Annotated in this window: 9 protein-coding genes and 1 pseudogene; 3 read left to right on the plus strand and 7 right to left on the minus strand. The window is 69.5% G+C overall.

The genetic code is table 11. From position 1 onward, the window contains the following. The first annotated feature begins 360 nt into the window (after positions 1-360). The gene (locus FNH04_RS31265) at positions 361-891 is read left to right on the plus strand and encodes a universal stress protein (RefSeq protein ID WP_152789142.1); all 531 of its coding nucleotides are present in this window, start codon (positions 361-363) and stop codon (positions 889-891) included. A 179-nt stretch (positions 892-1,070) separates the two neighbouring features. Then, on the plus strand, positions 1,071-1,640 hold the full coding sequence (locus FNH04_RS31270; protein WP_322724369.1) for a GPR1/FUN34/YaaH family transporter: 570 nt from the start codon (positions 1,071-1,073) through the stop codon (positions 1,638-1,640). Positions 1,641-1,815: 175 nt separating this feature from the next. Here FNH04_RS31270 and glmS read toward each other — a convergent pair whose 3' ends face one another. The 3 genes from glmS to FNH04_RS31285 all read right to left on the minus strand — a co-directional run bounded on the left by glmS (position 1,816) and on the right by FNH04_RS31285 (position 4,962). After that, on the minus strand, positions 1,816-3,633 hold the full coding sequence (glmS, locus tag FNH04_RS31275) for a glutamine--fructose-6-phosphate transaminase (isomerizing) (protein WP_152789143.1): 1,818 nt from the start codon (positions 3,631-3,633) through the stop codon (positions 1,816-1,818). A gap of 68 nt (positions 3,634-3,701) precedes the next feature. After that, on the minus strand, positions 3,702-3,959 hold the full coding sequence (locus tag FNH04_RS31280) for a hypothetical protein (protein WP_322724370.1): 258 nt from the start codon (positions 3,957-3,959) through the stop codon (positions 3,702-3,704). A 115-nt stretch (positions 3,960-4,074) separates the two neighbouring features. Beyond that, on the minus strand, positions 4,075-4,962 hold the full coding sequence (locus FNH04_RS31285) for a DUF4429 domain-containing protein (RefSeq protein WP_152789145.1): 888 nt from the start codon (positions 4,960-4,962) through the stop codon (positions 4,075-4,077). An 81-nt stretch (positions 4,963-5,043) separates the two neighbouring features. Between FNH04_RS31285 and FNH04_RS31290 the strand changes: the two genes are divergently transcribed. Continuing rightward, positions 5,044-6,633 carry a beta-N-acetylhexosaminidase gene (locus tag FNH04_RS31290; RefSeq protein WP_322724372.1) on the plus strand — a complete coding sequence of 530 codons (1,590 nt, stop codon included), beginning with the start codon at positions 5,044-5,046 and terminating at the stop codon, positions 6,631-6,633. Between the two features lie 93 nt (positions 6,634-6,726). Here the strand turns inward: FNH04_RS31290 and FNH04_RS31295 are convergent, their stop codons facing one another. The 4 genes and pseudogenes from FNH04_RS31295 to desA all read right to left on the minus strand — a co-directional run. After that, complete coding sequence (locus tag FNH04_RS31295; RefSeq protein ID WP_152789146.1) at positions 6,727-8,499, minus strand: IucA/IucC family protein; 1,773 nt, start codon at positions 8,497-8,499, stop codon at positions 6,727-6,729. Continuing rightward, positions 8,496-9,071 carry a GNAT family N-acetyltransferase gene (locus FNH04_RS31300; protein WP_152789147.1) on the minus strand — a complete coding sequence of 192 codons (576 nt, stop codon included), beginning with the start codon at positions 9,069-9,071 and terminating at the stop codon, positions 8,496-8,498. The genes FNH04_RS31295 and FNH04_RS31300 overlap by 4 nt, the downstream gene beginning before the upstream one ends. Then, positions 9,068-10,396, minus strand: a complete 1,329-nt coding sequence (locus FNH04_RS31305) for a lysine N(6)-hydroxylase/L-ornithine N(5)-oxygenase family protein (protein WP_152789148.1) — start codon at positions 10,394-10,396, stop codon at positions 9,068-9,070. Before FNH04_RS31305 ends, FNH04_RS31300 begins: the two co-directional genes overlap by 4 nt. Further along, positions 10,380-11,345 (minus strand): annotated as a pseudogene (desA, locus tag FNH04_RS31310) (lysine decarboxylase DesA); the annotation flags it as partial. The pseudogene desA and the gene FNH04_RS31305, both read right to left, overlap by 17 nt.

Below are 11,345 nucleotides of genomic sequence, written 5' to 3' on the forward strand. Positions count from 1 at the left end.
CTGCGTGCTCCCTGAGGGGGGTGGCTTACCCGGGTTCAACGCGCGGCTGTCCGGTCGGTCACTGCCGGAGCGGCGGTTTGCGGCCGGGGCGGCCCGTCAACTGGGCGGATCCCGCGCCTCGCCCGCCTTGTCCCATGAGTGAACGCTGTGCAAACCGCCTGTACGAGGCAGCAACCATTGCGTTGCGGGCGTCCGCTCGTGCATGCTCCCTGGAACCCCGCGCGGCTTCTGCCGGGGTCTGGGCTAAGGAGGCGTGCCGCCGTACCCTTGGGGGTATGGGGTTGGGAAGATGATTCCCGGACACAGCTCCGCCGCACAGTGTCGTCCCACACCCACGAGGATCCGAACGCCGAGACACCCATGGCCGGTCACGAATTCTTCGACCCCGCGGACCGCAAGCGGCGGCCGGTAGCCGATCCCACGGCGGCCGACCCGCTGGCGGCGGAAGAAGCACGCCCCACCTGCGATCCCGCTTTCAAGCACGGCGTCGTCGTCGGTTTCGACGGCTCGACGTCCAGCGAGCGCGCCCTCGCCTACGCGATCGGCATGGCCCGCCGCTCCGGCTCGGGCCTGATCATCGTGCATGTCGCCAACCGGCTGCCGACGACCGTCTGGGCCGGCTGCGAGCCACCGGTCTTCGTCGACGTCCCCGACCACCGCACCGAGGTCCTCGGCCTGGAGCTCGCCTGCGCGGAGTACCTCGCCGAGGTGCCCTGGATCCTCGTCGAGCGCGGTGGCGACATCTGCCACGAGCTCGAAGAGGTGGGCCGGGAGTACGAGGCGGACGCGATCGTCGTCGGCTCCACGCACGGGATCGTCGGCCGTATCTTCGGCTCGGTCGCGGGCCGGCTCGCGAAGCGCGCGCGGCGCCCCGTCGTTGTCATTCCGTAACCCGCCGTTGTCCCAGGTGAGATGAGCCCTGGGCGAGATCGGTCCCCTTGCCTCACCGCCCGAATCTACTGGCGCGTAGAGGTGTTTGTGCTTTTGTGAAGGGCATATACCGGTCGCCGGTCCCACCTTGTCGACCGGTGTCGCGCAGCACAACTGCACATGCATGAAGGGAGCCCGCCGTGGACAACGACGTCTCTGCGGGAAACACCACCTCGACCCTCGGCCATCTCGCGCTCGGACTCACCCTGTTGGCCTTCGGCCTCGGTCACACCGAAGTGATCGACGGCGTGACGGCGGCGGACGCCGTCTCTCTCGCCACGTACGTCGGCGGCATCGCGCTGTTCATCGCCGGTCTGCTGGCCTTCCGCGACCGTGACACGTTCACGGGTACGGCCTTCGCGGCCCTCGGCGCCCTCTGGTTCACCTGGGGCGCGGGCGCCGACGCGCAGGTCTCCGCCAACGCGGCGGGGCTCTTCCTGCTCCTGTTCGCGCTCGTCGCGCTCAGCCTGACGCTCGGGGCGTCGGCCGCCTCCCAACTCACCCGGGGCGCGTACGGGTTGCTCTGCGCGGCAATGCTGCTGCTCGCCGTCGCCCAGTTCGGGGACAGCGCGGGACTCGCCAAGGTCGGCGGCTGGTTCGCGACGGCGGGCGGCCTGGCCGCCTGGTACGCGGCGACGGCCGCGCTCGCCCACTGGCCGACGACCCTTCCGCGACGCGCTGCCGGCCGAGGTGTGACGGCCACCGGCTAGCCGCGCAGGCTGGGGAGTTGGGCGACTCCCCGGCGAGAGACGGTCCCCCGCGTGAAGGTGGCACACGCGGGGGACCGTCCTGTTTGCTCTGCCCGTGGGGGGTGTCCGGGGTTGCTCGCGCCCACGCGGCGGAGCCGCATATCGACACAGCCCCGCGCCCCTTTCAGGGGCGCGACTACTCCACCGTGACCGACTTGGCGAGGTTCCTGGGCTTGTCGATGTCGCGGCCCAGGGCCAGGGCCGTGTGGTACGCGAGGAGTTGGAGCGGGATGCCCATGAGGATGGGGTCCAGTTCGTCCTCGTTCTTCGGGACGATGAGCGTCTGGTCGGCCTTCTCCTGGTCCTGGTGGGCCACCGCCAGGATCCTGCCGCTGCGGGCCTTGATCTCCTCCAGGGCGGCGCGGTTCTTCTCCAGCAGGTCGTCGTCCGGGACGATCGCGACCGTCGGCAGGGCGGGCTCGATGAGCGCCAGCGGGCCGTGCTTGAGCTCGGAGGCGGGGTAGGCCTCGGCGTGGATGTACGAGACCTCCTTGAGCTTCAGTGAGGCCTCGCGGGCCACCGGGTAGCCCCGCACGCGGCCGATGAAGAGCATCGAGCGGGCCTCGGCGTACTGCAGGGCCAGCTTCTTGATCTCCTCCTCCTGCTTCATGATCTCGGAGATCTGCCCGGGCAGCTTCCGCAGGCCCTCGATGATCCGCTTGCCGTCCCGTACGGACAGGTCACGGGTGCGGCCCAGGTGCAGGGCGAGCAGCGCGAAGGCGACCGTGGTGTTCGTGAAGCACTTGGTCGACACCACGCAGACCTCCGGGCCCGCGTGCACGTAGATGCCGCCGTCCGCCTCGCGGGCGATCGCCGAGCCGACCACGTTCACCACGCCCAGCACCCGCGCGCCCTTGCGCTTGAGCTCCTGGACGGCCGCCAGTACGTCGTAGGTCTCGCCCGACTGGGAGACCGCCACGTACAGCGTGTCGGGGTCGACCACCGCGTTGCGGTAGCGGAACTCCGAGGCCGGCTCCGCGTCGGCGGGGATACGGGCCAGCTCCTCGATCATCTGGGCGCCGATCATGCCCGCGTGGTACGAGGTGCCGCAGCCGAGGATCTTGACGCGGCGGATCTGGCGCGCCTCGCGGGCGTCCAGGTTCAGGCCGCCCAGGTGCACGGTGGAGAACCGGTCGTCGATGCGGCCGCGCAGCACACGGTCCACGGCGTCGGCCTGCTCGTGGATCTCCTTGTGCATGTACGTGTCGTGGCCGCCCATGTCGTACGACGCCGCCTCCCACTCCACGGTGGTCGGCTCGGCCGTCGTGCGGGTGCCCTCGGTGGTGTACGTACGGAAGTCGTCGGCCTTCAGCGTGGCCATCTCGCCGTCGTCGAGGGTCACGATCTGCCGGGTGTGGGCGACCAGGGCGGCGATGTCCGAGGCGACGAACATCTCCTTCTCGCCGATGCCGAGGACGACCGGCGAGCCGTTGCGGGCCACCACGATGCGGTCCGGGAAGTCGGCGTGCATGACGGCGATGCCGTACGTGCCCTCGACGATCCTCAGGGCCTGGCGGACCTTCTCCTCCAGGGTCTCGGCCTGGGAGCGGGCGATCAGATGGGTGAGGACCTCGGTGTCGGTCTCGGAGAGGAACTCGACGCCGTCGGCCTCCAGCTTCCTGCGCAGGTCGGAGGCGTTGTCGATGATGCCGTTGTGCACGACGGCGACCTTGTTGTCGGCCGACATGTGCGGGTGCGCGTTGGTGTCGGACGGGGCGCCGTGGGTGGCCCAGCGGGTGTGGGCGATGCCGGTGGTGCCCTTGAAGCGCGCGGGGACCTTGGCCTCCAGATCACGGACCCGGCCCTTGGCCTTCACCATCTTCAGGCCCGCCGCCTTCGGCGACGTCACGACGATGCCCGCCGAGTCGTAGCCGCGGTACTCCAGTCGCTGCAGGCCCTCCAGCAGGAGCGGGGCCACATCGCGCTTACCGATGTATCCGACGATTCCGCACATACAGTTCTCCCTTTTCTCCCCGTTCGTGGTCAGTCGTCCCGATGACCAGGTGTGGTGGTGGCCGGCCGTCAGCCGTAGACGATGCGGCGCAGTTGTCTGAGCGTGAGCTCGGGCGGTGCCACCGCGCGGTACCTCAGGTCCGCATCGATCCGTTCGAAGATCGCCGAGTTCACCAGGCCCTGGGCCTGGAGCTCCCGGTGGCGGCGACGGACGTACTCCTCGGTCGTCTCGTCGAAGTAGGCGAGCACGTCCTGGATCACGCGCAGCGCCTCGCCCCGGCTGAGGGGCGTGGACCGCGTCAGATGATCAACGAGTTCGTCGTGCACCCGTTGATCCTGAGGTACGGGGTGCCGTTTCTGCAAGAATTCTGCCCGATTCCGGGCAGGAGCCTGCTGAAACCCCTCGGGTGGACCTTGAATGTCTCATACGTGAGGGGAGCATTCACATCCGCTTGAGGACCGCCTGCTTGGCCATCGTGAACTCCTCGTCCGTGAGGACGCCGGACCGGTGCAGCTCGCCGAGTTCGCGGAGGCGGCGCAGGAGGGCGTCGTGCTCGTCCTCGGCGGAGGCCGTGCTCTCGGGCTCGCGGGCCCCCGGGAGCTGCTTCGGCGGTTCGTCCGCGGCGGAGGCCGACGGGTGGGGGAGCCGCGCCTGGACCGCGGCCGCGACCAGCGCCATCAGGGGGTCCTTCTTGAAGCCCCACAGCTCCACGGAGTTCGGGTCGTACTTCGGCGGGGCCTTGGTGGGCGCGCCCCGCACGGTGAAGCGGAGATGGCCGTTCTCCAGGCCGACCGCCGGATGCCACTCCACGGCCTGGATGTCGGTGAGCGCGAGCGTACGGGCACCGGCGGCGGCCTTGGCCTCCTCCGTCTTCCAGTTCCACTCCAGGCGCACCTGCTCGCCGTCGAAGTTCGCCGTGCCGTCCCCGGCGGAGACGGACAGCGGGACGGCGGGGCCGGGCAGCAGATACCCGTCCACGGGGCCGGACGGGACCTGGTCGAGGAGCAGGGCGTTGCGGATCTCGTCCACGAAGTACTCGGCGACGCCGTACCGGTCCGACTCGACGGTGAGCTGGTACGGGTCGAGGGAGTCGGTGAGCCGCCCGCCGGTCGCCTGGAGCAGGGGGTCCGCGCCGTCCCGCAGCCTCAGCCGCAACCGCCCCGACTTCTTGCCGTGTTCGAAGGAAGCCCCCACCAACGCGCCCAGCGGGACCTCGAGTTCACCCAGCGTCCTGCGCAACAGGCTCACGCCCTTGTCGCGTCCAGGGGTCAGCCGCAGGGTGTCGCCGTAGAAGGCCCAGGTGCCGTCACGCTGGATGATTTCCGCCATGCGGGGATTGTTTCACCGCCCGTCGGGGGAGGTTGGTCCATACCATTCGACTGGCAGATGGGTTGATGGAAGGAACTTCAGGTGAGACAGCACCGCAGAACGACTCGTCTTCTCGGCTCGCTGCTGCTCGTGACGGCGGCCGGTGCCTCCGCCGTCGGGGCGGCACCGGCCCGGGCGACGCCCACCCCGCTCGGTCACGTGATCCCGGCCCCCGCGTCCGTGGAGGCGGGCGGGGCGCCGTACCGGATCACCAACGGCACGCGCATCCTCGTGGACGGCTCACGGGAGGCCCGCCGGATCGCCGCGTATCTCGCGGACGTCCTGCGTCCCTCCACCGGCTACCGGTTACCGGTGACGGACGACCAGGGCAAGGGCATACGACTGACGCTGGCGTCCAAGGACGCGTCCCTCGGTGACGAGGGCTACCGCCTCGACAGCGGCCGCGGCGGAGTCACGATCACCGCGCGCAAGCCCGCCGGGCTCTTCCACGGCGTACAGACCCTGCGCCAGCTCCTCCCCGCCGCCGTCGAGAAGGACTCCGTGCAGCCGGGCCCGTGGCTGGTCGCGGGCGGCACCATCAAGGACACCCCGCGCTACGGCTGGCGGGGCGCGATGCTGGACGTCTCCCGGCACTTCTTCACCGTGGGCCAGGTCAAGCGCTACATCGACCAGCTGGCGCTCTACAAGGTCAACAAGCTGCATCTGCACCTCAGCGACGACCAGGGCTGGCGCATCGCGATCGACTCCTGGCCCCGGCTCGCCACCTACGGCGGCTCCACCCAGGTCGGCGGCGGACCCGGCGGCCACTACTCCAAGGCCGACTACAAGGAGATCGTCCGGTACGCGGCTTCGCGCCATCTGGAGGTCGTCCCCGAGATCGACATGCCCGGCCACACCAACGCGGCGCTCGCCTCGTACCCCGAGCTGAACTGCGACGGGGTCGCGCCCCCGCTCTACACCGGCATCGAGGTCGGCTTCAGCTCGCTGTGCGTGTCCAAGGAGATCACGTACGACTTCGTGGACGACGTGGTGCGGGAGATCGCCGCGCTCACGCCCGGCCGCTATCTCCACATCGGCGGCGACGAGGCGCACTCCACCAGTCACGAGGACTATGTGAAGTTCATGGACCGGGTGCAGCCGCTCGTGGCGAAGTACGGCAAGACGGTGATCGGCTGGCACCAGCTGACCGGGGCGACCCCGGCGAAGGGCGCGCTCGCCCAGTACTGGGGGCTCGACAGCACGGACGCCGAGGAGAAGGAGCGGGTCGCGGCCGCCGCGCGGGGCGGGACGGGACTGATCCTCTCGCCCGCCGACCGGATCTACCTCGACATGAAGTACGACGAGGACACCCCGCTGGGGCTGGACTGGGCGGGCCATGTCGAGGTGCGGCGGTCGTACGACTGGGACCCGGGCGACTATCTGGCGGGAGCGCCCGCCTCGGCCGTCCGCGGGGTGGAGGCGCCCCTGTGGACCGAGACGATCGTGACGCCGGAGAACATCGAGTACATGGCCTTCCCCAGGCTCCCGGGCGTCGCCGAGCTCGGCTGGTCGCCCGCGGCCACGCACGACTGGGACGCGTACCGGGTGCGGCTCGCGGCGCAGGGGCCGCGGTGGGACGCGCTGGGGATCGAGTACCACCGGTCGCCGCAGGTGCCCTGGCCGGCCGGATAGGTTCGTGACGGTGACGGGCACCTCGGAGGACCGTACTCCGAGGTGCCCGTCCGTCTGTGAGGGGCCGCCCGTCTGTGAGGGGCCGCCCGTGTACTACAGCCCCGCGATGGGGTTCCTCAGGGTGCCGACGAGCTGGAGGGCGCCGGCCGGGTCGGAGAGGTCCACCATCTGCTCGTTGTCGCGCAGCTGGAGCCGGTTGAGGCAGGACAGCGCGAACTCCGGCGCGAACATGTCGTACTGCCGGAACTTGTCGGCGAGTTCCGGCCGCGCCTCCTGGTACTCACGGACGGCCTCGGCGACCGTGCGCCAGAAGTCGTCCTCCTCCAGGACGCCCGCGCTCGCGAGGTTTGCGGACAGGAAGCGGAAGAAGCAGTCGAAGACGTCCGTGAAGACCGACAGGAGCTTCTTGTCCTCCGGCACGTCGACGCGCAGCCGCTCGACCGCCGGCGGCAGCACCGCGTCCGGGTCCATGACCGCGATCTCCTCGGCGATGTCCTTGTAGATCGCGCGCTGCACGACACCGTCCTTCAGGACGAGGACGACGTTCTCGCCGTGCGGCATGAAGACCAGGTCGTAGGCGTAGAAGCTGTGCAGCAGAGGCGTGAAGTAGGCCCGGAGGTAGCGCCGCAGCCACTGCGTGGGTGTCAGGCCCGACCGTTCGATCAGCGCGGCCGCGAAGGAACCGCCCTGGTGGTCGACATGGACGAGCGAGGCCATGGTGGCGAGCGACTCGCCCTCCTGGAGGGACTCCACCGGGCTCTCGCGCCACAGGGCGGCCAGCATCTTCCGGTACGGGGAGTAGCGGTCCGTGGCGGCCTCGTACTCCAGATGCCGGTAGCCCACGGCCGCGCGCTCCCGGATGATCGACAGGCCCGTCGACCTCAGCACCGGGTCGCCCTCGATGAGCTGGGCCAGCCAGTCGTTGATCGCCGGGGTCGCCTCCATGTACGCGGCCGAGAGTCCGCGCATGAAGCCCATGTTGATGACCGACAGGGCGGTCTTCACGTAGTGCTTCCCGGGGTGCGACCGGTTGAAGAACGTCCGGATCGACTGCTGGGCGAGGTACTCGTCGTCGCCCTCGCCCAGGCAGACCAGATGCTTCCGGGCGACCTCGGCGGCGAAGGTGACCGTGAGCTTGTTCCACCACTGCCAGGGGTGGACGGGGATGAAGAGGTAGTCGGCCGGGTCGAGGTCATGGTGGCGCAGGACGGCGTTGAACCGCTCGACCGTCGCCTCGCCCAGCTCGTCCCGCAGGAACGCCTCGTACTCGATGCCCACGCCCGCCGTGAAGGCGGCCCGTGAGCGGTGCGCGGCCAGCCAGACCAGCCGGACCGGGCTCGCGGTCTCCGGGGCGTACGAGAGGTACTCGTGGACGCCGAAGCCGAGGCGGCCGTTGTTGGCGACGAAGCAGGGATGGCCCTCGGTCATCCCGGTCTCGATGGCCTGGAAGCCGGAGCGGACCAGCTCGGCGACCGGGATCTGCGGCTTGGCGAGCTTGTAGCAGGTCCCGGAGAGGGTGGAGGAGATCTCCTCCAGATAGACGGGCAGGATCTCGTCGCTCAGGCCCAGTGTCTTCTTCAGCTCGATGAAGAAGTCCAGGGCGGCGAGGGGAAGTTCGCGGCCGTCGTGGTGGCGGGTGATCGAGTCCGCGTCCACCTGCCAGTGGTCGAGGGCGCGGCGCGTGGCGGTGAACTCGTAGCGGGTGAGGCCGTCGTCGCTGAGGACGGCGTACCGGTCGTCTCCGGCGGCCTCCGGCGTGATGAGCCGCTCGTGTGCGAACTCGGCGAGTGCCTTGCGGACGAGGAGGCGGTTGGCCGTCGCCCAGCGGTGGGGGGACAGATGCGCCACGGCGTCGGACAGGGTCATGGGGAAACTCCTTGGGCGGCGAGGACGGCTGCCCCTCGTGCCGTCAGATACTGCTCGCGTGTGCAGAAGCTCAGCAGCGCGCGCTTCTCCGGCTTGTCGATCTCCCGCGCGGCGACGAAGCCGACGGTCTTGTTCAGGGCGTGCACGGCCGTGTTCGTGACATCGGGTTCGACGACGACCCGCCGGGTGCGCGGATCGGCGAACAGCTCGTCCATCACCACGGTGATGACGGCCTTGGTGAAGCCGCGGATGGGCCGGTCGGTGGGGGCGACCAGGAAGTGCATGCCGACATCGCCGGGTTCCGGCTCGTACAGGCCGACCAGCTCGATGTACCGCGGGTCGTACTTCTCCATCAGGAACGCGGGCTCCCCGTCGTGGAACCCGAGGTACGCGTGATGGTGCTCGCTGGCAGCGATGCCCATGTACTCGCGCTCGACGTCCTGCAGTCTCGCGCCCTGCATCATCCAGTACTCCGCCTTGGGGTGGGTCACCCAGCGGTGCAGCAGCTCGGCGTCGCTCAGGGGATCGAGCGGGCGGACGGTGAACGTTCCGAGCCCGGGCCTGGTGCTCATACGGCGAACTCCTGGAACGCGATGGTCTTCTCCACGGGGTAGTACTCCGTGCCGAGCAGCTCGCGGATGATGGAGCTGTTGCGGTACGCGCCCATGCCCAGGTCGGGGGACGTGACCGAGTGGGTGTGCACGCCCGCGTTCTGGAGGAAGATCCCGCGGCCCGTGGTGTCGACGGCGTAGTTGCGGGCCACGTCGAAGCGGCCGTGGCCGTCGAAGAGGAGGCGGTCGCGGACCGGGTCGAGGAACGCGGGCGGCCGGTAGTGGTAGCCGGTGGCGAGGACGAGACCCTCGGTGCGGATCTCGAAGTCCTTGTCCTGCTCGTCCTGGTGGAAGCCGAGGGTGTAGACCCCGTCCTTGTACCGGGCGGTGTTCAGCGAGGAGTTGGTGAGGAGGCGGGTGGGGACCGGGCGGCCGCCGCCGGTGACGTTCTTCTGGTACAGCAGGTCGAAGATCGAGTCGATCAGCTCCGAGTTGATGCCCTTGAACAGGCCCTTCTGCTGCTTCTCCAGCCGGTAGCGGGTCTCCTCGGGCAGCGCGCGGAAGTAGTCGATGTAGTCCGGGGACGTCATCTCCAGCGTCAGCTTGGTGTACTCGAGGGGGAAGAAGCGCGGGGAGCGCGTGATCCAGTTGAGCCGGTAGTCGTGGGCGTCGATCTCGGCGAGGAGCTCCTGGTAGATCTCCGCGGCGCTCTGGCCGCTGCCGACGATCGTGATGGACTTCTTCGCCTGGAGTTCGGCCTTGCGGTGCATGTAGTGCGCGTTGTGGAAGAAGTCGCCGTCCAGGCCCCGGCAGGCCTCGGGGATGTACGGGACGGTGCCGGTGCCGAGGACGAGGTGGCGGGCGCGGTACGTCCTGCCGGTCCTGCTGCTCGCGGTGGTCTCGCCGCTCGCGCCGTTCTCCGTGCGGATGACGTACAGCTCCGCCTCCTCGTCGTACGTCACCTCGGTGACCGTCGTGCCGAAGCGGACGTTGCCCAGCCTTCCGGCGGCCCAGCGGCAGTAGTCGTCGTACTCGACCCGGAGGGGGTAGAAGTTCTCACGGATGTAGAACGGGTAGAGGCGGCCGGACTCCTTGAGGTAGTTGAGGAAGGAGTACGGCGACGTCGGGTCGGCCAGTGTCACCAGGTCCGACATGAACGGGGTCTGGAGATGGGCGCCGTCGAGGAACATGCCCGAGTGCCACGCGAAGTCCGGCTTGGACTCCAGGAAGACGCCGTCGAGCTCGTCGATCGGTTCGGTGAGACAGGCCAGGCCGAGGTTGAAGGGGCCGAGCCCGATCCCCACGAAGTCGTACGTGCTGTTCGTGGCCTCAGGAAGCGCGGTCAAGGGACTCTCCCAGGTACTGCTCGGCGTGGCCGGCGATCAGATCGAGCACGGCGGCGATGTCGTCGGCCGTGGTCTCGGGGTTGAGCAGGGTGAACTTCAGGTAGTGGCGTCCGCCCACCTTGGTGCTCGCGACCACCGCGTCACCGGAGGCGAACAGGGCCTTCCGGGCGTACAGGTTGGCGCGGTCGATCCGTGCCGGGTCGGTGACGGCCGCGGGGACGTAGCGGAAGACCAGCGTGGACAGCCGCGGCTCGACGACGACGTCGTAGCGCGGGTCGGCGGCGAGCAGCTTCCAGCCCTCCTCCGCCAGATCGCAGACCTCGTCGAACAGCTGGCCGATGCCGTCGGCGCCCATCACGCGCAGCGTCATCCACAGCTTGAGCGCGTCGAAGCGGCGGGTGGTCTGCAGGGACTTGTCGACCTGGTTGGGAATGCGCTCCTGCACCATACGGCGCGGGTTGAGGTACTCCGCGTGGTACGTGGCATGGCGCAGCGTCGCCGCGTCCCGGACCAGCACGGCGGACGAACTCACCGGCTGGAAGAAGGACTTGTGGTAGTCGACGGTGACGGAGTCGGCGCGCTCGATGCCGTCGAGGAGCGCACGGCGCCTGAGCGAGGCGAGCAGTCCGCAGCCGTACGCCGCGTCGACGTGCATCCACGCGCCGAACCGCGCGCACAGCTCGGCGATCTCGGGCAGCGGGTCGATGGAGCCGAAGTCGGTCGTGCCCGCGGTGGCGACGACGGCCATGGGGATGAGGCCGTCCCGCTCGCAGCGCTCCAGCTCGCGGGCGAGGGCGACCGTCCGCATGCGCTTGTCGGCGCCGACCGGGACGGAGACCACGGCGTCCTGGCCCAGGCCGAGGAGTTTCGCGGACTTCTTCACGCTGAAGTGGCTGACCTCGGAGGTGAAGACGCGCAGTTTGGCGAGGCCCGCACCCTCCTCCCACCC

The sequence above is a fragment of the Streptomyces phyllanthi genome, assembly GCF_009377205.1.
GTDB lineage: Bacteria > Actinomycetota > Actinomycetes > Streptomycetales > Streptomycetaceae > Streptomyces > Streptomyces phyllanthi.